The sequence below is a fragment of the Thermatribacter velox genome, from assembly GCF_038396615.1.
GTDB lineage: Bacteria > Atribacterota > Atribacteria > Atribacterales > Thermatribacteraceae > Thermatribacter > Thermatribacter velox.
In genome coordinates, this window is the sequence record NZ_CP121689.1 from 2,175,538 (window position 1) to 2,196,323 (window position 20,786).

Genomic DNA, 20,786 nt, shown 5'->3' on the forward strand with positions numbered 1-20,786 from the left:
AACAATGAGCACTATTGGCGAATTGTTTCAGAGTGCAGATTGGAAAGCAGAAAAGCATGTCCCGGTTATTGATGGTCCTCAGGAAGTTAAAGTGGGAGAAGTTGCTCAGTTTGAAGTAACAGTGGGAAAAGAAATTCCTCATCCCAACACCACCGAGCATCACATTCGCTGGATTGAGGTCTTCTTTTTGCCCCAGGGAGCAAAGTTTCCCTTTGCGGTAGCCAGATTTGACTTTGAAGCCCATGGGGAGTCCACAGAAGGGCCTAACAAGGGTGCGGCATATACGGAGCCAAGGGTAAACTTTTCCTTAAAGCTGAACCAATCTGGTACGCTTTTTGCAAGTTCCTACTGCAACATTCATGGTTTGTGGCAGAGTTCTAAAGAGGTAACCGCGAATTAGCGATTTGGGGCCGGTGGATAGCCGGCCCCAATTTTTGTTTTACAGGACGTGGTCGTCAGAAAAGGGGACAGAGAAAGAAACTTTTTTGATTCTCTTCACTTCCTGAGCTATGCCGGCAATTATAATTGCCACAAAACCTGCAGCAAAGCCATTGTTGTAAAGGTTTATTCCCCCGTGTAGCCATCCAATGTTCATCACTACACATAGGTGCAGAAAGCCACAAACCATGCCTACCAGCATTCCGAACTCTCCTGCAATGGGCGCCAAGGCTGAACCAAAGAGTGCTGCCAGCAGTGGCCCTGGCTGGTCGGCTTGCCAGTGGGTTATCAGTGTTCCCAGAAAAACCCCAAGTATTATGGGCAGAGCGTTACGAGGATGCTTGCCGTAAGCCGCAAATCCCACTATGGTTAGTATGCCCCCCAGCGTGGGTCCATTTATTGGCGCCTTAAGGAGCGCAAGGTAGGCAAGAGCCATTAACCCGCTCCAGCCCATGTTGATGAGTGTACCGCCTCTTGAAAACGAAAAATAGTCGGAAGGTGCTTTACCGGTGGAAAGCAAGATTTCTTTCCACCTTCGCCAGGCTTTACGCTCACTAAGAGTGCCAATCAGAATGAGCGAGACAAGGAAGAGAAGCAAGATTATACTCGGGTTAGCACTTCTGTTTTCAGTCCAGACGGTGAGCAGGTCTATTGGCCGACCCATTCCCTGGATTACGGAGGCAACCACTGCTCCAATTATTCCTGCAGCAAAGCCAGTGCCGTAAAGGTTATATCCAAGGTGCAAAAAGTGAAGATGTCTGGCTAAAGCCGGAACTACGAGGCCTACCATAACACCCACCAGAATGGCCACCTCAAATCTTATGTGCCAGTCAAAGATGAGCAAGCTGACTACCGGAGAAAGTGCGGTGGTGAACATGGACACAGCAACCAACTCTGAAAAATGCCTTTTAGAGAGCAGGGAAAATAGGTAACAACCAAGCAAAATGGGAAGCGTGTTAAGTGGGTTTTTGCCAAAGAAGGCAAAACCAATCATCGTACACCAGGCAGCAATATGCTCTCCCCGCAGTCGGGGCACAAATTTCCAGAGCAGTGCCCACCCTATTGCACCCACAAAGTATGCGTTAAGCAATGTTGCCCCTATACCCCCGATTCCAAAGTAATCGCTGACCAGGATGCCCGGGTGGGCGAGTATACGAAGAAGACCCACCAGCAACTTGGGTGGGCTTTCCTCATGCAGGGCCAGAAAAGGAAGTACGTTGAGATAAAGAAAAAGTATCCATATTTCCCGGTTTTTACGATTTAACATTTTATCACCCCTGTTTTTGTGAATTTTTGTTTTTTTCGAGCACTTCTGGGTTAACCAGATTGGGAGGTATTTCCCCCTGGAGTGCCTTAATAAGATTCTCGGCGGCCATGATTGCCATTTTGGTGCGGGTGGCGTAAGTGGCTGAACCAATGTGGGGGGCCAGAACTACGTTGTCAAGCTTAAGCAGTTCTGGTTCCACCTCTGGTTCGTTTTCAAAAACATCCAGCGCTGCTCCTCTAATCCATTTTTCCTGAAGGGCACGAACCAGGGCTTTCTCATCCACGATTGGTCCTCGTGCAGTGTTGATGAGGTAGGCTTCTTTCTTCATCATTTTTAGCTCTTTTTCTCCAATGAGATGGTGGGTTTGAGGGGTTAGTGGCACATGGATGGTTACAAAATCGGCTTCACTAAGTAGCTCCGGAAGAGTTCGGTAAGAAGCTCCAAGCTCTTTTTCTACCTGTGAAGGTGCTCTTTGCGAGTCATAGTATATTACCTTCATGTTGAATCCTGAAGCCCTCCGGGCCATGGCCTGCCCTATTCTCCCAAAGCCGATGATACCAAGGGTAGCTCCGTATACGTCGGTACCAAGAAGCAGTAGAGGTTCCCAGCCTCTGAATTTTCCAGCTCTCACGAATTTGTCTGCCTCAACGATGCGTCGGGCAATGCTCATCATAAGGGTCCAGGCAAGGTCTGCAGTGGTCTCGGTGAGGACACCGGGAGTGTTGGTGACCATGATGCCCCGCCTGGTCGCTTCCTCCACGTCTATGTTATTGAAGCCCACAGCGTAGTTGGAAATTACTTTGAGCCTTGGACCAGCCGCATCCATTACTTCTTTGTCAATAGTATCGGTGAGCAAGCAGAGAATACCCTCTTTGTTTTTAACTTTTTTAAGTAACATTTCTCGTGGTAAAACACCATCAAAATCGCTTATCTCTGTTTCACAGTATTCTATTATCATCTTTATGCCTTCTTCAGGAATCCTTCTGGTAATAAATACCTGGGGTTTTGCTTGCATTAGGAATCCTCCTCTTAGGATTTGTACATTTACGCTTTGGAAAAACCCTGTGCAGAAACTAAGTGTGCTTTGAAGTGGATGCTCTGGTCGTTATCTCCTGCAGTTTGCCCAAAAGAAGCAGCAACGACTTTTCGTAGAACCCAGCCTTGTGACTCGAGAGCCTGATTCTCTCCTTATGTTTTCCATTCCAGAAGTGCCTTTGCGGTGAGCTCATCGGTTATCAGGACGTTGACCAGCTTGCCATGTAATGCTCCGTAAATGGCTTCGATTTTTTCTTCTCCTCCAGCAACACCCACTACCCGGGGAATGTTTTTCAGGTCGGAGAGCGTAAGTGCAATACGCCGGGTGTCAACCCTGGAAAAAACGGGATTTCCTTCTCTATCGAAAAAGTTGCCGCAGATGTTACCTACTGCGCCCTTCTGGATAAGCTCTTCCCGTTCTTCTTTGCTAATTTCTCCTGTGTCGATCAGGGTTGCAGTAAGGCCGATACCACCAATGCCCACCAGCGCCATGTCTGCTTTTCTGCCCAGCTCCAGCACTCTTTTGATACGGTCTTCACTTTCAATAGCCCTTTTGGTTCTTGCGTCTTTGGCAAAAGCTGGAGCAAAAAGAGGAACAACATCACCCTCAAAAGCTTCGGCAACCTTTTGAGCAAGTTCAATGGAAAGGATTTCACCGCTGAGCTTTCCATAGCCTCCCATGATCTGGATTACTCTTAGGCCAGGTACTTTGCGAGGGGTGAGAAAATTGGTCATCTCGTACAGCGTTTTCCCGTAGGCGATGCCTATGGAGAGATAAGGTTCCACCCGGCTCATCAAATATGCAGCAGCACCTTGGCCAATCCTTTTGAGAATCAGGTCTTTTCGGTCCTGGAAAATTTTTACTACCCTTGCTTCTTCAAGGTCAAACTTTTTTATAAGTTCTTCTTCAATTTTTTTATCTGATTGTTCTGGTTCGATGATTTTTATCTGGACGATGCCGTCCTCAAGGGCCTTTTTTAAAAGTCGGCAAACTTTCTGGCGAGAAATGCCCAGGAGATCTGCGATTCTCTCTTGAGTAAGTTGGTTATAGTAATAGAGCTTCGCTATTTCAGCTATAAGTTCTGGTTCTGGTCCTTTCCTCATATCTCTCGCTCCCCTTTGCTTTTTACCATGGATTGAGAAATTGTGCAAGGTGCTGCCCGCACAATCTCTCAATCCGTTTCATTTATTCAAGCATTCTTTTTACTGTTTCCACAATGTCCTCTACCTGGGGGACCAATTCTCTTTCAAGATGTGGGTTATAGGGAGGAGGCATTTCTTCGCCACCCAGGCGCTCTACCGGCGCGTCCAGATAGTCGAACGCTTTTTCAGTTATTAGAGAAACCACTTCAGCCCCAAAGCCACCGAAGCGAGGTGGTTCATAGATAACTACTGCTCGATTGGTCTTTTTCACCGATTGAAGAATTGTTTCCTCATCAAGTGGTCGCAAGCTTCGAATGTCGACCACCTCAGCCTCAATTCCTTCTTTGGCAAGTATTTCCGCAGCTTCCAGGCTACGCATAGTCATGATGGAATAGGCGATGAGGGAAACGTCTTTGCCCTCTCTTTTAATTTCTGCTTTTCCAATGGGTACCAGGTACTCTTCTTCTGGCACTGGCCCTTTGGTGCGATAAAGCAATTTGTGTTCTACGAAAACTACCGGGTTATCGTCGCGAATTGATGATTTGAGCAATCCCTTAGCGTCATACGGAGTAGCTGGAGCTACCACTTTGAGGCCGGGAACATGGGCAAACCAGGACTCAAGGCTTCCCGAATGATGCCCTGCTGCACCAGTTCCAGAACCGGCTGGTGAACGCACCACGATAGGTACTCGTGCCTTGCCTCCAAACATAAAACGTATTTTTGCTGCCTGATTAACCAACTGGTCAGAGCAAATGGTCATAAAATCGAAAAACATTATTTCTGCTACTGGTCGCATCCCAATGAGGGAAGCTCCCACTGCAGCGCCAACAATAGCCACTTCAGAGATAGGAGTGTCGATAACTCTCTCTGGGCCAAATTCCTCAATTAAGCCCTGGGTTACACCGAAAGCTCCTCCGTAAATGCCGATGTCTTCTCCAATGAGAAATACTGAAGCGTCGTTTCGCATTTCCTCGCGCATGGCCTCACGGAGCGCTTCTGCATAGGTGATTATTCTATTCGGCATAGACCAATCGCCTCGCTTCCTCTATGCTCAGCTCTTCGCTTGCTTCAGCGAAAGCAACAGCTTCTTCAATTTCTTTTTCGGCCTTTTGTTTTATTTCTTGAAGTTTTTGAGGGTCGACTTTTTCTTCTTCGAGGAGATGTTTTTCAAAGAGCAAAATAGGATCTCTGCGCATCCACTCTTTGATTTCTTCTTTCGAACGATATACGTTTTTGTCACTTTTGGAATGTCCTTTGAAACGGTAGGTTTTGGCTTCTATAAGAGTAGGTCCTTCACCTTTTCGGGCTCTTTCTACTGCTTCCTTAGTTATCTCGTACACTTCGAGTACATCGTTACCATTGGCTACCACTCCCGGAATGCCATATCCCTGGGCACGTTCGGCAATGTCAGCAATGGCAAAAGCTTTTTTGACCGAGAAAGACATGGCATACATGTTGTTTTCACACATAAAAACCACCGGCAACTTGAATATTGCTGCCATGTTTACTGCTTCATGGAAAGCTCCAGTGTTAGCAGCTCCATCTCCAAAAAAGCAAAGCACTACTCTTCCGTTTTTCTGGAGCTTGCAGCCTAACGCTGCTCCAACTGCAATGGGGATAGCTGAACCTACTATGCCCGTAGCTCCCAGGTTGCCCTTTTCAAGGTCTGCAATGTGCATGGAACCTCCAAGACCCAGACAATAGCCGGTTTTTTTACCCATCAACTCGGCCATCATTTTTTTGACATCTGCTCCTTTGGCGATGCAGTGTCCGTGCCCTCTGTGGGTTGAGGTAATATAATCCTCGGGCTGTAGCGCAGCGCAGGCTCCCACTGCCACGGCTTCTTCTCCCACGTAAAGGTGAAAGGTTCCCCAGACCTTACCAGCCATATATAGCTCCTCAGCAGTTTCTTCAAAATCACGGATGAGCAACATTTGGTAATAAAGCTTGAGTTTTTGCTGAAGGTCCAGCACCTTGGTTTTCCTCCTATTGTGAGAAATTGTTCATTTAATTTTTCACGCAACCTGTCTACATTATATTTGATTGGTGAAATAAAGCAAGTAGATTTGAGAAAATTGTCATGATTTAAAAGTGACGGGAAACGGAAACGTTGGGTTTACTTGCTTTTTCATGGTTTGAGAGTTGTGGAAGCTTAGTAACAGAGAGGGCAACGATAAAACACTTCTTTTGCATCAGCTTCTTTGAGATTTGACCTGGTGATAAGAAGGGGTGGAATTAGAATGGGTTCTTTTGGGAGATAACCGTTACTTTCAAAACTTCGAATTATTTCCTGGATTTTTTGTGCAAAAAGCGAGGGTGAAAGTTCAAGTGCGGCCTGCACTTTGCCTTCCCAGAGGAGATACAGAGCTTCGGGAGGACTTTCCAGGAGCACTACCAATTCGGGGGAAAAATTGCTTAACGCTGAAAAATCTTTAAAGGCAAGAAGCGAGGTAAACACGAAAGCACTTCTCTTTTTGAAATAAGCATATTGTGAGCTCCTTTTAACGCTGCTTTCCATGAATATTATCGGTTTTTTAAGTTCTTTTTGGATGTTTGCGTGCAAATTATAATGAGAGGATGTTTCTTTGCCTATCAGGAAAATGCGTTCTACATTGTATTTTTTGAAGAAGTTGCCAATTTCTTGACTTGCTTTTGACCAGTCAGTTTTTAGGATAACTCTTCGGTGGGGGAAATCTGGTGGTTTGCAGTTGAGATAAAAGGTCAGGGCAGGCGGACTGTTTAGCTTAGTTAGTAGGTTTTCTACCTCTTCCTCCGGAAATTCTCCAATCAGGAGGAAATATTGTTCTTCGGGCGGAGGATGTAAGGGCAAAGACAATTCGTCTATCCGAAAAGAGGCTCTTTCTAAGAAAGTCTTCAAAAAAACGTAGAAGTAACTTTTTTGGTCGGGAAAAGCTGTAAAAATGGGTGTTTTTGGAACTGCTTTTCCTGGATCGTTTATGAAAAGCAGAACCAAAAGAAACAAAACCAAAAACCAGAGGGCAAGCGAAAACCGGTTAGACCCTTTTGTAAAGCTCACTGCCTGCTTTAGAGTTTTCTTCTCTTGATTAGAAATTGGTTAAGTAGAGTACTGCCGATCAACACCACGCCCAGTGCTCCGAGTTGCCATATTTGGTGGATACCAGCCAATTGCAATCCATTGTTGAGCATGGTGATGATAAAAGTAGCCAGAACTACTCCCAAAACAGTTCCTTCTCCTCCCTGTATGCTTACCCCACCTAAAACAGCGATGGTTATGGCTTGTAATTCAAAACCGGTTCCTATATCTGGACGAGCACTGGCGATACGAGAAGTAATAATCCAGGAAGCCAATCCACTCAGTATACCAGACATGATGTACACTGACAGACGAATATTTTTTACGTTGATACCCGAAAATAATGCAGCTTTCTCGTTGCTTCCAACTCCGTAAAGTTTTCTTCCATAACCTGTTCGGGTAAGTATAAAGTGAAGCAGAATGAGTACTGGAAGATATATACAAAGCACTTGAAAAGGTATGCCGCCTATACGATATTGTCCGACAAAGTAGAAAGATTCTGGAAAGTTGGAGACCGGCATGGGATTAGGACCGAACTGAGGATCCACTGCCACAATGAGCGCCAGCGAGCGGTATACGTAAAGACCAGCCAGGGTAACGATCAGAGGAAGTATTTTTATTCGGCTTACCAGCATTCCGTTTACAAGACCCATGCTTGCTCCACACATAAGACCCACTGGTATGGCCAGAAGGGGCGGAATTCCCACTCTTCCAATAAGCACTCCTATGACTATGGCGACCAGGCTCATCATTGAGCCCACCGAAAGATCTATTCCTCCTCCTCCAGATATGATGACCATAGTTTCGGCAAAGGCAAGCAGGCCAAGCTCTACGCCGTATTGAGTCATGTTAGTAAGGTTATAAAGGGTAAAGAAACCAGGCACCAGAACCGAAAGTACCAAGAAAACGCCAAGAAAAACGAAAGCCAAAAACAAACTCCGGTTTTCGATCACAAAATCCCAAAACTTTTTCATCTTTTGCTCCTCAAAAGGTCGAGCAACACTGAAACAATAATCAAGACACCAATGACCAGTCCTTCACTTAAAGCAGGTACATTGAGGAGAATCATGCCGTTTTTAATGATTCCCACAAGAAGTGCTCCCAGTAGACTTCCTACTACAGTACCTCGGCCACCAAGGATGCTGGTTCCTCCAAGCACCACTGCTGCAATGACATCCAGCTCAAAGCCCATGCCGGTATTGGTTTGTACTATTCCAGTACGTGCGACGTAAATAAGTCCTGCAAATCCCACCAGGGCACCAGTAAGTGCATATACAAAAACCAGCGTCGTTTTTAAGTTGATGCCGCTAATACGAGCTGCTTCCTGATTATTGCCCACTGCATAGATATAGCGACCTAGGGGTCGCATGTTTAAAAAATAAGTGAAGGCTATTATTAGGAAGCCAGCAATCCAGGTTGAAATGGGTATTCCCAGCATTTTACCAAGACCTATAAAACGTATGGTGGGAGGAATTCCGGAAATCCATCTTCCACCAAGAACCTGATACATTAATGCTCTTACCAGATTCATAGTGCCCAGAGTAACTATGATGGGCGGGATCTCGCCGTACGCTATTAAGGCTCCGTTGAAAAGACCGATAATTAAACCTACTGCGATGGCAACAATAAAAACCAGTAAAGCAGGTAAACCTGCAGTCAAAGCAAGGCCTGATACTGCACAGGCCATACCCATGGTAGAGCCTACCGAAACATCGATTCCTGCAGTTATAATTACCATAGTCATGCCTATGGAGGCAGTAACAATCCCCGCTGTTTGCAAAAGCAGGTTAGAAATGTTGTTAATACTTAAAAAACGTTCCGTAAAAATGGAAAAAACTACGACCAAAGCACCGATAAGTATCAATACGCTGAACTCTCTTCTTTTAACAATGGTTTCCCAGTGAATCATCTTTCTCCCTTATCTTTGGAGCATTCTTTCTCCAGTTGCCGCTCGGAGTATTTTTTCTGAAGAGGCTTCTTCGCGGGAGAAAGCCCCGGTAATAACTCCTTCGTGCATTACGATTATTCGATCGGAAAGTTTTAATATTTCCGGTAGCTCGGAAGATATAACCATTATCCCCATACCTTGCTTGCTCAATTGGGCTATTATGTGGTGAACTTCAGATTTGGCTGCAACATCTATGCCCCGCGTGGGTTCGTCGAGAATCAGTACTTGAGGTTCAACCCCCAGCCACTTTCCAAGTACTACTTTCTGTTGATTACCTCCGGAAAGAGAAAAAACTTTGGTTCTAATGCTGGGAGTTTTTATGTTAAGCTCCTTTATATAGCGTTGGGCCTGCTCTCTTTCTTTGCGAAAATCTACGGTGCCCAAGGGTCCTGAAATCATGGGCAGTATGCTTATGGTGAGGTTATAACCCACATCAAGGATGAGGAATAGACCTTGTTCTTTTCGGTCTTCGGGCAGATAGGCAATTCCTCGCTTCATGGCTTCCAGGGGTGAAGAAGGCCGGAAGGGTTTTCCCTGATAGAGAATTTCTCCCTGATCAGGTTGGATGATACCGAAAATAGTTTGTGCAACCTCGGTTCTTCCCGACCCTACCAGACCAAAAAAGCCCAGCACTTCACCAGGAAAGACTTCGAAAGAAATATTTCGATAAATACCTGCCTTAGTTAGAGAATTTACCACGAGGAGAGGTTGATCGCTCTTACGCCCGGCGCGTTCAATTTCTTCAACCAGTAGTTTCCCAGCCATAAGTTCTATTATTTTCTCGCGTTTTACTTCTTGAATAGGAAAACATCCAACTACTGTACCATCTCTGAGCACCGTGACTCGATCGGCAATCTGGAAAATTTCTTCAAGGCGGTGGCTTATGTAAATTATACCTACTCCTTGTTCTTTAAGCTGTTTTATAATGTCAAACAATCTCTCTGCCTCGTGTTCAGTGAGGATGGCAGTTGGCTCATCGAAAATAATGATTTTGGATTCATAAGCCAGGGCTTTGGCAATCAGAACCAGTTGCTGCAGTCCTACGCTTAGCTCTCCTATAGGCTTGCGTAGGAAGGTGGCTGAAATACCCAGAGATTGGAAAAGTTCTTGAGCCCTTTTTTCTTGGGCTTTCCAATCAATATTGCCCCGAGGGGTGCGTATTTCTCTTCCCAAGAAGATGTTTTCTACAACGCTCAGGGCCGGATAAATGAGGGGATCTTGGTAAACAGTGGAAATACCCATTTCCTGAGCCATGCGGGGAGATGAAATATTTACTTTTTGTCCCCTAACAAAGATGTCACCAGCGTCGGGTAACAAAGCTCCAGAGATTATTTTTATCAAAGTGGATTTTCCAGCTCCATTCTCCCCAACCAGAGCGTGAACTTCTCCAGCATGGAGAGAAAAATTAACGCCCTTTAAAGCCCGAACACCACCAAATGTTTTTTCAATTTTCTGACAGCTCAGAAGCTGGTTGCTCATTTACGTTTAAAAGACAAGGGGGGTAACCCCCCTTGTGCTTAGAAATCGTAGTCATCTACGTTGCTTGCATCGAAGACCTTTGGTGGTCCAAGAACTAACATTTTGTCTTTGGCAATGTACCAGGGCTTGGTAGAAATGCCCGGTATTTCGTATTCTACACCTTCTTCGAAGGTGTTCCCATCGAGGAGATATTTAGCAGCCCACACGGTAAGGTATCCCAAATCCACAGGATCCCAGAGAACAAAGCTTTTTACCGCTCCGTTTTTGACGTAGGGACGCATCATCGATGGAACTGATAGGCCAGTGACGACGATTTCACCAATTTTGCCAGCCTGAGTTACCGCTTCTGCAGCTCCTGGTGCGGAGGTGCTGCACTGACCAATGATGCCTTTTAGATTGGGGAAAGCATTGATAAGGTCAAGAGTTACGTTGATGGCCAGTTGCACGTCTTCTTCGGCATAACGAATAGTGACTAATTTCATTTTAGGATATTCAGCCAGCCGCTGCAATTCGTAAAGAATCCAGGTGTTTAAATTCCAGGCGGTTGGCCCGCAGGAGACAATGGCAAATTCTCCTTCGTAGTTCATAGCTTTTGCTAACTCATCCATTATGGTATAGCCGATTTGATCCTGAAGTGCCTGATTCACAAAGAGGTCACGCACTTCCTGTGCTCCATCAGTATCGCTGGTTAGGACCAAGATACCTCTTTCTTTGGCTTTTTTGAGAACCGGGGTTATAGCTGCTGGGTCATTAGGGGCTACTGCAATAGCGTCGACTCCTTGGGTAATCAGGTTGTCAACCACTTCTATTTGTTTGGCAACGTCGGCAGTTACCGGTCCAGTATAGATAAATTCAACATCTAAATCCTGAGCTGCTTTCTTGCCGCCTTCTTCCATGGCGTTGAAGTAAGGAATACCAATCAACTTGGGCACAAAGGCTATTTTGTATTTGGACTGAGCTAAGCCGGAAAAAGCAAACAAAACTGTAGCAATTAGCAGAAAAACCAGCAAAGACTTAAAACGCATAACTACCCCCCCTCATTATTGGTACTACTAAGTTTGTTTATACCTTACCTCATTTAGGGTGTCAATGGGTGGTCTGAGAAAATGTTCTTAGAGCGAAGAGATTTTCTCCTTTTTCACACCTTAAGTCGGGTGTAAGCAGCTCAGTCCTTTTACTTGTAGCCATCAAGGCAGATTTTTTGAGGTCGTGATTTTGGGGTGGAAAAATGCAGAGAGTATCTCTCTGCATTTTTCCAGGGAGTTTAGCTTTGCGCTTTTATCTTCCTCGGTTTTGTCCTCTTTGACGATTGTTTTGTTGATTGTGGTTTGTGTTCTGGTTGCTTTCCTGCCAGGTGTTTCTCCACTGGTTACCACTTCCATCCTGAGGTCCACTCTGGTGACGGTAGGTATTTCTCTCTTCGGGTTGACTTTCCTCAGCATTTCCGCTCCAGAGAGGTGTTCCATCTTCGCTTCTCAAGGTAAGGGTTGTCTCACCTTCTTTCAACTGGTAGGCTACTATAGTGTCTTCATCGACCCACTCACCGGATACGGTTATCAAATCGCCAATTTCTAAGTTTAACCCTTCAAGAAACCACACTGGACCCAGTTCTACCTCTACTGTGTCTCCGTCGTTGGTTACAATTGTGATTTCGGTTTGAGGGGCTTCCAAATCCAGCTTCTCAATGGCCCCGGATACTTCTACCACTTTACCACTTAGCTTCTGCCCCCATTTTGGACTCTGGGGGTTACCCTGAGCAAAGGCTGCACTTGCCAGGGCCAGCACCGAAACTGCTACCAGAACTATTCCGAAAAAGCTTTTCCTCATTTTAATCACCTCTTTTTAGTTTTTTCATTTCTGCTTTCAGTATAGCTTTCTAATGTGGCGAAATTGTGAAGAAGCCAGGAATTGGTTGTAAACAGATTTTGAATTGATGGTCATAAACGGTTGAGAAGCTCTTTCTTTGCGGTTGCCAGCACGTTTCTCTTTTTGATCAAATCCTTTACGTACTGAGGATCGGGGAAAGATATGGCGTTATATGTACACCATACCTGGCAAGAAGTGCACCCTACCATGCATTGGAGTGGTCTGGCAACGATTGCTTTTCTCTTTTCCCAGTCATAGTCGAAAACGTTTCTTCCGCAAGTGGTCACACACATGCCACATCCGGCACACTTACTTTCATCAATGGTGGGATACCAGTATATTTCCTGCCGGGGTATCCCTTTCCAGTAGGCAAATTTTTCGGGTAAATTCATATTAACCCTTCCTTTTGATCTCGTATTTCGCGGCTTTTTCCGCACTTTTCTTTTTCAAAACATGATATACAAAACTCTCTAATCATCCTAACCGTTCTTGTGTTCAGGCTGTGCTCATGGGGCTCTTTTTACCTTGGGGGAGCAGAAGGCAATTTTTCTGCTCCCCTGTTTTACCTCTCTATTATCCAGCCTGTTCTTTGTATTCCTGGATAATTTTCTTTATTTCCTCTTTGGAAGGCACTTTGCCGGCTACTTTGACTTCTCCGTTTATGACTAATCCTGGCGTAAACATGACATTGTACTCCATTATTTTTTCGATGTCCTGAACTTTTTCAATCTCTGCGTTAATGCCCAGTTCCTGCAGAGCCTTGCGAGTGGTTTCTTCCAGCATTTTACATTTTGGACAGCCCATGCCGAGGATTTTGATTTCCATTTCTATCTACCTCCCTTGAACGTTAAGATATTGCCCCAAAGATGTAGCCTGCTATGGTTGACATGACTACCACCAGAGCCACATAAGTAAAAGTTTTTTTAGGGCCCAGTATGCTGTTTATGACCAGCATGCTGGGCAGACTCAGCGCTGGTCCGGAAAGAAGAAGCGCCAGAGCCGGTCCCTGGCCCATTCCAGAGCCAAGTAGGCTCTGGAGGATGGGTACTTCAGTGAGCGTGGCAAAATACATAAATGCACCGATAATAGAAGCGAGAAAGTTGGCTCTTATGGAGTTTCCGCCCACTACCAGTTGCACATACTTTGCTGGAATGATACCGGCATCGGTTCCTGGCCTTCCGGTAAGGAAACCGGCTAAGAGAACACCTACAAAGAGTAAGGGGAGAATTTGTTGCGCAAAGCTCCAGGTGGATTCTATCCACATGGAGATCTCAAACCGTTCAAACCAGCGAATAAGAATAATTGCTAAAAGTCCAAGGAAAAGAACGACCAGGTACCATTTGATACTGTAAATTGCGTTCAAAATGCCTCCTGGTTGTGCCGACCTGCCCCAGGTGGCAAAAACCAGTATGGCAATGAGATTGATGAAGTAAAAAAGGGTTTGAGCGAGTGACCTTTTTTCGGTTTCTGGTTTTTGCTGGATTGAGAACCCCTGAAGCCGTTCGGAGTCTTCCTTGTGAAAAATAGTAGCCATTAAAAGGCCAATGACCACAGAGAACACCACAGCTCCTATGGCACGGGCCAAGCCCAGCCTCGCACCCAAAATTCTGGCTGTCATGGCGATAGCCAGGATGTTGATAGCAGGACCGGAGTACAGAAAGGCTATAGCAGGACCTAAGCCTGCGCCTCTTTTGTAAATGCCTGCAAAAAGTGGTAACACAGTGCAGGAACAGACTGCCAGGATAGCTCCTGATACAGAAGCTACGCTGTAAGCTACCCATTTTTTAGCTTTACTACCAAAATATTTCATCACTGCTTCACGGGATATAAAGTAGGCTATGGCGCCAGCAATGAAAAGAGCAGGGATGAGACAGGTTAAAACATGTAAGCGTGCATATTCTTGAAGCATGTACAGGGCCTCAAGAACGGCTCCCGTGAAGCGGGGACTGTTAAGGGGCATGAAATATGCTACTAGAAAAACCGCAACCATAATGCTAAGTTTTTGCCAGTTGTTTTGCAGCATGCTATCACCTCTTTAAAGAAGCAATATAGCGACTTTCCATATCTTTTTTCAGGATTTCCTGAACTCCTTTAAGCAATTCAGAAACCACGGGGCTTTTCAACCAGCACTCCACCCTTAACCCCTGTTTTTCACTTTCGATAATTCCAGCGTTTTTGAGGATACTCAGATGTTTGGAGACAGAAGGCTGGTCAATTTGAGTTTGGGCAACTATTTCACATACGCACATCTTTCCTTGTTGCTCAAGGAGTTCGATTATTTTGATTCTTTTGGGATGGGCCAGAGCCCGAAAGATATTAGCATACATTTCATAGACATCCGCGGCCATTTTTATCCTCCTGATAGCCAATTTTTGAACTATATTACCATATTAGCATATAGTAAAACAAGCTACAAGTCTTTTGACCTGGTTTGTGAATGCTTTTTTCGTTGTTTTAAAACTTTCTTTCTTTTTCTGCGTAACTATGAAGAAAGGGGGTGTGATTGTGAAGAATGTGTTGGTGCTGGTCATGCTTGGCTTGGTTCTTCTCGCTGGGTGTAGTGGGTTTTCACTGACGCCGGAAGAAGTAGAAGTTAAAGCGCTTCTTGACCGTTACGGTAATGCCTTGCTCGATGGTGATTACGAGGAAGCGAGGAATTGTCTTTTCCCGGGAGGGCCACACGATCAGAATTTTGAGACCAATTTTTCCCGCATTCAAGGCATTTTGCAGGCTCAACCTGAATACTCAGGAGGCGTATGCAGTTTACCCCTTTTTGGGGTGAAAATTGTGCGTCTTCTGGTCAAAGGCGAATGGGCAGAAGTAACTCTGGAAAGTCGGCAAGTTTGTGGTTTTTGTGAAAATAGCTGGATAATACCCTATCCTCTTCCTGCTGAGGAAGAATATGTATACCCTGAGCCACCATCGACGCCCCAGGTTTCTCCCTTTAATCAATGGGTTTGCTTTGAAAATGAGTTTTTAATCGATTCAGAGACCTTGCTTTTGCGAAAATACGAAGGTGAATGGAGGATTTACTGAACTGAGGGACGGCACAGCTTTGAGGATAAACCCGGGACAAGAGAAGTGCTGTATCATACTTCTCCGTCCCCGGGTTTTTGTGTTTACCGCTCTTTGGCCAGGGCTCCACCTACCCTCTGAGCTCTCTTGTCGAGAGCCATTTTACCCTTTCTTCAGAGTAACCATCGGTTGTGACCGCAGAGAGGATATATAATAAGAGTTTTTCGAGAACTTCAATTTTGGTAGGGAACATTTACTCTGCCTGTATCCAGTGCTAAAATAGCAAAAGGGAGGGGAAAGAGATGCTGATCTGTTTCTCAAAATTACTTTCCTTTTGGATTTTTCCATTCCTTTTCGCGAGCATTCTTGCTTTCGCGCCTTCTCCTCTCTACGCCCAGGAAGGTAGTGGCGCTTTCTCTCACCTCTTTCAGGTTATCTACCAGTGGGAACCCCTGCAGGTATCCGAAGGTGTTCCGAGGATCATCGCTTCAACATCCGACCGGCCCCAGGATGTCCTGCAGGATGGAAATCTCCTGGCCTTTGTGGTCCGGGAGAGAACCTTAGTCCTTGTGGACCTGGCCACCCAGGAAGTGCTCCACAGGCAGGAATTTCCAGAGAAGTGTATCCTCCACGGCCTGTACCGGGGATATGTCATATACTATGTGGGGAAAGACATAAAAACAAATGTACTCTCGGTGGCAAACTGGAAGGAGAGCACCTTCCCCGGGACCCTGGTGCTCGTAACTGAAGGGGGGTTTCTCGTTACCCGTGAGAGAGAGACCCTCCACATTTTTGACCTCCAGAGTGGGGAACTTCTCTTCAGCCATCTGGTTCCGAGTAGCACCATTGTGGCCCTGGGAGACCTCGTCCTTTTCCCCACCATGGATGAATCCCACAACCCCCGCGGCTACCTTGGTTTTTCCGTCCCAACCCGCAGTACTCTCCCCCTTAAACAGCTGGACGACGAGAGGCCTTTCTTCTTTCCGGAGTATGCCGGACACACCTGGGAGAACCGGTGGACCTTCCCGGGTGGTATCCTCCCTGTGCTCTTCGGGGACGCTGAAGGTGTACGGCTTGCATTTCTCGACGAAAGGGGCAGACTCGGGAAATATTTCCACCTCTCTGGCCTTGGGCTCCCCTTGCGCCTTTCTCCCTCATCACTCCACTTCTTTGACGCCTTCAATGGCAGGGTGCTTCTCGGGATTGAAGACGAGCGGGGAAACTTTCACCTCCTGGTCGCCGATGGAGGGGATTCCCTCACCCCTCTGGGCACCTTTGCGCCCCGGGGACGAACCACGCTTCAAGCGTTTTTCCTCGAAGACGGGAACATTGGGGTCATCGAAGAGACCGGACCGGAAGAAACCACCCTCCAGGTTCTCTCTGCTTCTGGAGAGCGCCTGCAGGAAAAGGTGCTCTGGCCCCCCGGGGTCAGCGTGACGCACTGTCGGATTATCGAGAGACGGGAACTCCTTTCCTCCTCTTCCGATGGTCACCTCGTCTTCCGCTACAACCTGCCCCAGGGAGAAATCACCGCTGTCTACACCTTCCCCTCCGGGTACGACCCAGGGGAAGGTGTCTTTGTCTACCAGGGAAAAGGGTTCACCTTCCTCTACAACCAGTTTGAAAGGGAGTCGGGCATCGAGAAACCAGCGCTTGTTGCCTTTGACGTTTCCGGGGAAAGCTTTCCACTTCCGGTGGAACTCGTGGAGGTATCCCCTCACGGGGAAAGCCTCTACGAGGTCTTCGAGGATATCCCCACAAAGCTCCGTTTCAAGACCCTGGCGCCCCTGGAGGAACTTCTCACCGTGAGCGTGGAAGCGGTCAGCATCACGAGAGGCGAGGAAAGACTCTCGTACACCTGGCTCACGCCAGGACTTGAGGGGGGCACTCCGAAAGCGATTGCTCTTGTGGCCTCTCTGGGACCTGCCCGGAAAGTCTTCCCCATGACGGTGGTCCCACTGCCCAACCCTCTTGAGCTGACGGTTTCCCGGTACCAGGACGACGGGGATGTGCTCGTTCTCAACTGGACCCTCAGGAATCATTCTCCAGTGGACATCGATGATCTGCGCTTTGACCTTGAAACCACCAATCTCCAGTTTTCTCAGGGCGATGCCTGGCCAGGACGAATCGCACGAGGCGAAGTCCTTCATGGAACGTTCTCCCTGACACGGCTCTTCTATGGGGAAGAAATGCAGCCCCAGTGGAACGGGTACACCATCCCCGCATCGGTGACGCTCCGGGTGACCTCTCGCCGCGGGCAGGCCGAGGCATTATTTGAAGCGCCACTTCCAGTAAAGCCTCAGTATGCTTTTGAGGTCCGGATTCAGAAGGATCCGGAACGAGGATGGTGGTACCTTTCCGCCGAGGAAATCCAGGAGTACCTTAGGGTTTTCGATGCTGCGGGGAATGATATCACCCAGAGCCTCCGTTTCGAGAAAACGGACACCTATACGGTCCGGGTCCAGGGTCTTGCGCCTGGTTTTCCTGCCTCATCACTTTCGCTCCACCTTACTTGGGAGACACCGCAGCGCTTCTTTGAGTTTCAGCCCCGACTTGGAAGCGCCAAAGAGCGAGTAGTCGCTCCTCCTCTCAAAGGGAGCTGGGACATCCCCTTCACCTTTCCGCAGGCAAGCGCGGCGGCGATTCTCCGTCCTTCCACCTTCACACCGCCTCGCTTCATTTTGCCGCTTCCACCCAACACCCCGCCAAACCCTGATTTTGTCCTCGTCGACGATGAGACAACCCACTTTCGCGTCGCATCCTTTGACGGAAGTCCTTCTCGGGACCCTGACGGGGTGATCGTGAACTACACGTGGTCGTGGCCCGGTGGAATACCCTTGGAGGTAAGGGAATTTGCGCGGGCATTTTCTGCCCCCCAGATTCTCCCCATAACGCTCACGGTGACCGACGACCGGCTCCGGGAATCCAGCATCACCCGTGAAGTGGCTGTCGACATGGAGCGAGTTATTGGTGGACGCCGGGTCACCATTCCCCCGGCATTTGTGCGGCAGAACACCACCACCTACAGGGTGGAGGTGTTCACCGGGGACCTGGAGAATGCTGGCACTGACGCTCGGGTGTTCCTGGCACTCTACGAACCTCGTGAGCAAGAAGGGGTGGTCTACGGTTCAGGGGTCATGGAACTCTCCGGCAGAGAACCCACCATGGAGCGGGGTCAAATCGATGTCTTCCAGGTCACGGGAAGGGAAGTGAAGGATCTCGACCACATCGCGCTCCTCCACGATAACTCTGGTGACCGACCTGGCTGGTTTGTTGGGGGCCTGAAAGTCCAGGACACCCGATCCCAGAAGGAATGGGTGTTTGTCCCCAACCGGTGGCTGGCTCTCGATGAAGAAGACCACAAAACCTATGCTGAGTTTACCCCTGTTGCCAGTCCCTACCCGGCGGGAATCATCCTTGAAGGAGACCGCAAGAGCTACAACCTCATTGAGGTGAGCGATACGGTGTTCATCCTCCCCGAGAATCTTGACCGGTTCTACTTCACCTGCAGTGACGGCGCGAAGACGATAGAGGTCTACCGACAGGATGGCAGTCTCGTCGGTACTCAGCCTTCTTCCGGAAGGAAGCGGAAACCACCCTACATCCCCGAACCCGAGTGGGGAGTGGGTTTCGATACGGCAAATCTTGTCCGTCCAGAGCGTTTTCTGGTGAAAATCCAGCAGGGCCAGGACGTGAAGGAAAGGGTGGTCTGGGTGTTCCCGCTAAAATGGGCGCATTACCGGAAGGAGGCACTCCAGGCAGTGGCCCTCTATCCCCTCAAAGGGAAGACCGATGTGTTTCTGTGCGCCCAAACCATCCGGAAGTACCTGGCGGAACTCAAGCCTGACCCTACCAACGCCGCTTTGCTGGCCATTGACTACGGGGTGAGCTTCTTCTCCATCTTCGGCGCCTCGCCCGATGGCTACCTTGTGGACACGCTTTCAGAATGCACCGGATCCTACCTGGAGAACGCAGAAGACATCCTGCAACGCTTTGGCTATACGCCAGCCCTGGCACACGGCACCGTAGAGGCGCTCACGACCCTCTACGACGTCTACCGGTGGTCACTGAAACTTCCAGGTGTCATGGAAGAGGCTGTAGCCCAGGCGTACAAAGTCGTCCTCCTCAACGAACTGGGGAGGAATGACCGAAGCCTCCACCAGATCGATCTCCTGCTACAAAAGGGAAAGGAACTTGTGGAGCAAATCATCGATTATCTGGAGGGAGATAACCCTGCATCGTGCCAGCTTGCGCTCTCAAACCTCAAAACGCTTGCCGTGGGGAACAATCCCCTGAGCCCCAACCTCTCCGACCACGTCATCAGTTACCAGAGCCTGGGGGTTACCGACCTCGAACCTGGAGTGCCCGATTACCCCCTGGGGGTTTTACTTCCTCTCGCCATGGCCAATGTCAAATACTGGCGAGAAGAAGGCCACCCCATCTATCGCAGCGACCGATTCCTTAATATCCTCCCCCATGACCCGGTTACCGACACCGGATACGCCCTCGATGTCTACGAGCCCCTCCTTGAGACCATCATCCAGGCAGGGAGCATTCTCGTCAACGTCTGTCTCCTCCCTGAGCCGTAGAATCCCTTAGGGAGTCACCGCCTGAATGCCGGTCATCGCAAAGAAATCGAGGAGCGCTGGATGGAGTTCTTCTCCGTATCCTGGACAGGATGTTTGCGAGAGCTTTCTAAAGCTCTTCACCTGAGCCGTCCCCTGGACGTCATGCACTATGCACATCGACTGTTGCCTTTGCTTGATGAAGCACTAAAAGAGATACAACACTGGTCACCACCTTTTGCTGTGGTCGTGCAACCATTACGTGAAGAGGTACAGAGCCTGGCTTACCACCATCCTGAGGACCTGGACACTAAGAATTTACACCATCAACTCGAGTTAATACGTTACTGCCTCCGGAGGAGACTGATCGTCCAGGCAGTGACCCTGGCCAGAGAGTGGTTGGTGAGCTGGGTCATCCTGCAGCGTGGGGAGGGGGTTCCTGGCTTTCCAGAGAACAACGCAAAGGGGCAGAAGAAGCTCTGAACAACGCATACAGGCGCCTGCGGAAGGAAGAGGTCGGAGTTCCAGAGTGGTATGGCTCCTTTCCAAGTTCGCAGGAGCTCACCAAAATCTGGTCCTCACTTGTGGAATTGCGCAATACTCTTGCCCACTGTGCAATGATTGAAGAACCACTCAGAATGAGCACCATTAAGAATAAGGCTGAGGAGATTCCCACATGGTTGCAGTCGCTTCTTGAGGGCACGGCTGACCATGTGGTATATGGGCGTCGTGTGGTTATCAACCTGAAAGAGCTCTATGGTGAGGTTGCCAAACTGGATGAGCTGCCTGATTACCTTGACAAAGCACAATCTCTCGCCGGAGAAGGAAATGACGTTGTTCTCACCGGCCAGGCTCCGGTATGGCTCTACCTTGCCATTGCCCATACGCTTCACGGGAAAACTCGTCGTTTGTAAAAGGAGACTTGACGAGTTGTCAATTGACTTACTTGAAGAGAAGTTAAAGAATAAACAAAGA

Annotated in this window: 20 protein-coding genes; 5 read left to right on the top strand and 15 right to left on the bottom strand. The window is 48.0% G+C overall.

Annotation, left to right across the window (positions count from 1 at the left end):
- The first annotated feature begins 4 nt into the window (after positions 1-4).
- Positions 5-400, top strand: a complete 396-nt coding sequence (locus tag QBE54_RS10930; protein ID WP_369018217.1) for a class II SORL domain-containing protein — start codon at positions 5-7, stop codon at positions 398-400.
- 39 nt (positions 401-439) lie between these two features.
- Here QBE54_RS10930 and QBE54_RS10935 read toward each other — a convergent pair whose 3' ends face one another.
- From QBE54_RS10935 to QBE54_RS11005, 15 genes are all read right to left on the bottom strand, one after another.
- Positions 440-1,705 (bottom strand): DUF1576 domain-containing protein, encoded by a 1,266-nt coding sequence (locus QBE54_RS10935; protein ID WP_369018218.1) that lies wholly within the window; start codon positions 1,703-1,705, stop codon positions 440-442.
- 4 nt (positions 1,706-1,709) lie between these two features.
- A complete protein-coding gene (gene gyaR, locus QBE54_RS10940; RefSeq protein ID WP_369018219.1) occupies positions 1,710-2,720 on the bottom strand; it encodes a glyoxylate reductase in 1,011 nt (336 codons plus the stop codon).
- 173 nt (positions 2,721-2,893) lie between these two features.
- Positions 2,894-3,844 carry a sugar-binding transcriptional regulator gene (locus QBE54_RS10945; RefSeq protein ID WP_369018220.1) on the bottom strand — a complete coding sequence of 317 codons (951 nt, stop codon included), beginning with the start codon at positions 3,842-3,844 and terminating at the stop codon, positions 2,894-2,896.
- Positions 3,845-3,926: 82 nt separating this feature from the next.
- Positions 3,927-4,907, bottom strand: coding sequence for an alpha-ketoacid dehydrogenase subunit beta (locus tag QBE54_RS10950; protein WP_369018221.1), 981 nt, complete (start codon positions 4,905-4,907; stop codon positions 3,927-3,929).
- Positions 4,897-5,853, bottom strand: a complete 957-nt coding sequence (locus QBE54_RS10955) for a thiamine pyrophosphate-dependent dehydrogenase E1 component subunit alpha (RefSeq protein ID WP_369019445.1) — start codon at positions 5,851-5,853, stop codon at positions 4,897-4,899. The genes QBE54_RS10950 and QBE54_RS10955 overlap by 11 nt, the downstream gene beginning before the upstream one ends.
- A 182-nt stretch (positions 5,854-6,035) precedes the next feature.
- Complete coding sequence (locus QBE54_RS10960; RefSeq protein ID WP_369018222.1) at positions 6,036-6,866, bottom strand: hypothetical protein; 831 nt, start codon at positions 6,864-6,866, stop codon at positions 6,036-6,038.
- Between the two features lie 62 nt (positions 6,867-6,928).
- The gene (locus tag QBE54_RS10965) at positions 6,929-7,912 is read right to left on the bottom strand and encodes an ABC transporter permease (protein ID WP_369018223.1); all 984 of its coding nucleotides are present in this window, start codon (positions 7,910-7,912) and stop codon (positions 6,929-6,931) included.
- Entirely contained in the window at positions 7,909-8,847 is a 939-nt protein-coding gene (locus QBE54_RS10970) for an ABC transporter permease (RefSeq protein WP_369018224.1), read from the bottom strand. The genes QBE54_RS10965 and QBE54_RS10970 overlap by 4 nt, the downstream gene beginning before the upstream one ends.
- A gap of 9 nt (positions 8,848-8,856) precedes the next feature.
- A complete protein-coding gene (locus QBE54_RS10975; RefSeq protein WP_369018225.1) occupies positions 8,857-10,365 on the bottom strand; it encodes a sugar ABC transporter ATP-binding protein in 1,509 nt (502 codons plus the stop codon).
- 38 nt (positions 10,366-10,403) lie between these two features.
- Positions 10,404-11,390: an autoinducer 2 ABC transporter substrate-binding protein gene (locus QBE54_RS10980; RefSeq protein WP_369018226.1), complete on the bottom strand. Its 987-nt coding sequence runs from the start codon at positions 11,388-11,390 to the stop codon at positions 10,404-10,406.
- A gap of 253 nt (positions 11,391-11,643) precedes the next feature.
- Positions 11,644-12,192, bottom strand: coding sequence for a hypothetical protein (locus QBE54_RS10985; protein ID WP_369018227.1), 549 nt, complete (start codon positions 12,190-12,192; stop codon positions 11,644-11,646).
- 110 nt (positions 12,193-12,302) lie between these two features.
- On the bottom strand, positions 12,303-12,623 hold the full coding sequence (locus QBE54_RS10990; RefSeq protein WP_369018228.1) for a ferredoxin family protein: 321 nt from the start codon (positions 12,621-12,623) through the stop codon (positions 12,303-12,305).
- 181 nt (positions 12,624-12,804) lie between these two features.
- The gene (locus tag QBE54_RS10995) at positions 12,805-13,056 is read right to left on the bottom strand and encodes a thioredoxin family protein (RefSeq protein WP_369018229.1); all 252 of its coding nucleotides are present in this window, start codon (positions 13,054-13,056) and stop codon (positions 12,805-12,807) included.
- A 22-nt stretch (positions 13,057-13,078) separates the two neighbouring features.
- On the bottom strand, positions 13,079-14,251 hold the full coding sequence (locus tag QBE54_RS11000; RefSeq protein ID WP_369019446.1) for a permease: 1,173 nt from the start codon (positions 14,249-14,251) through the stop codon (positions 13,079-13,081).
- Positions 14,252-14,258: 7 nt separating this feature from the next.
- Positions 14,259-14,579, bottom strand: a complete 321-nt coding sequence (locus QBE54_RS11005) for an ArsR/SmtB family transcription factor (protein WP_369018230.1) — start codon at positions 14,577-14,579, stop codon at positions 14,259-14,261.
- A 157-nt stretch (positions 14,580-14,736) separates the two neighbouring features.
- On the opposite strand from QBE54_RS11005, the gene QBE54_RS11010 reads away from it, so the two are divergent.
- From QBE54_RS11010 to QBE54_RS11025, 4 genes are all read left to right on the top strand, one after another.
- Complete coding sequence (locus tag QBE54_RS11010) at positions 14,737-15,267, top strand: hypothetical protein (protein WP_369018231.1); 531 nt, start codon at positions 14,737-14,739, stop codon at positions 15,265-15,267.
- 281 nt (positions 15,268-15,548) lie between these two features.
- On the top strand, positions 15,549-19,835 hold the full coding sequence (locus tag QBE54_RS11015) for a PLAT/LH2 domain-containing protein (RefSeq protein ID WP_369018232.1): 4,287 nt from the start codon (positions 15,549-15,551) through the stop codon (positions 19,833-19,835).
- Between the two features lie 60 nt (positions 19,836-19,895).
- A complete protein-coding gene (locus QBE54_RS11020) occupies positions 19,896-20,294 on the top strand; it encodes a TM1812 family CRISPR-associated protein (protein ID WP_369018233.1) in 399 nt (132 codons plus the stop codon).
- On the top strand, positions 20,207-20,725 hold the full coding sequence (locus tag QBE54_RS11025) for a TM1812 family CRISPR-associated protein (RefSeq protein ID WP_369018234.1): 519 nt from the start codon (positions 20,207-20,209) through the stop codon (positions 20,723-20,725). Before QBE54_RS11020 ends, QBE54_RS11025 begins: the two co-directional genes overlap by 88 nt.
- Positions 20,726-20,786: the final 61 nt, after the last annotated feature.

What these genes read in the sequence shown, in the direction of transcription:
- QBE54_RS10985 (WP_369018227.1), bottom strand. Translation starts at nt 12,192, where the DNA reads ATGAGGAAAAGCTTTTTCGGAATAGTTCTGGTAGCAGTTTCGGTGCTG.
- QBE54_RS10970 (WP_369018224.1), bottom strand. Translation starts at nt 8,847, where the DNA reads ATGATTCACTGGGAAACCATTGTTAAAAGAAGAGAGTTCAGCGTATTG.
- QBE54_RS11020 (WP_369018233.1), top strand. Translation starts at nt 19,896, where the DNA reads ATGGAGTTCTTCTCCGTATCCTGGACAGGATGTTTGCGAGAGCTTTCT.
- QBE54_RS10950 (WP_369018221.1), bottom strand. Translation starts at nt 4,907, where the DNA reads ATGCCGAATAGAATAATCACCTATGCAGAAGCGCTCCGTGAGGCCATG.
- QBE54_RS10980 (WP_369018226.1), bottom strand. Translation starts at nt 11,390, where the DNA reads ATGCGTTTTAAGTCTTTGCTGGTTTTTCTGCTAATTGCTACAGTTTTG.
- QBE54_RS10995 (WP_369018229.1), bottom strand. Translation starts at nt 13,056, where the DNA reads ATGGAAATCAAAATCCTCGGCATGGGCTGTCCAAAATGTAAAATGCTG.
- QBE54_RS10965 (WP_369018223.1), bottom strand. Translation starts at nt 7,912, where the DNA reads ATGAAAAAGTTTTGGGATTTTGTGATCGAAAACCGGAGTTTGTTTTTG.
- QBE54_RS11005 (WP_369018230.1), bottom strand. Translation starts at nt 14,579, where the DNA reads ATGGCCGCGGATGTCTATGAAATGTATGCTAATATCTTTCGGGCTCTG.
- QBE54_RS10945 (WP_369018220.1), bottom strand. Translation starts at nt 3,844, where the DNA reads ATGAGGAAAGGACCAGAACCAGAACTTATAGCTGAAATAGCGAAGCTC.
- QBE54_RS10990 (WP_369018228.1), bottom strand. Translation starts at nt 12,623, where the DNA reads ATGAATTTACCCGAAAAATTTGCCTACTGGAAAGGGATACCCCGGCAG.
- QBE54_RS11015 (WP_369018232.1), top strand. Translation starts at nt 15,549, where the DNA reads ATGCTGATCTGTTTCTCAAAATTACTTTCCTTTTGGATTTTTCCATTC.
- QBE54_RS10930 (WP_369018217.1), top strand. Translation starts at nt 5, where the DNA reads ATGAGCACTATTGGCGAATTGTTTCAGAGTGCAGATTGGAAAGCAGAA.
- QBE54_RS10975 (WP_369018225.1), bottom strand. Translation starts at nt 10,365, where the DNA reads ATGAGCAACCAGCTTCTGAGCTGTCAGAAAATTGAAAAAACATTTGGT.
- QBE54_RS10935 (WP_369018218.1), bottom strand. Translation starts at nt 1,705, where the DNA reads ATGTTAAATCGTAAAAACCGGGAAATATGGATACTTTTTCTTTATCTC.
- gyaR (WP_369018219.1), bottom strand. Translation starts at nt 2,720, where the DNA reads ATGCAAGCAAAACCCCAGGTATTTATTACCAGAAGGATTCCTGAAGAA.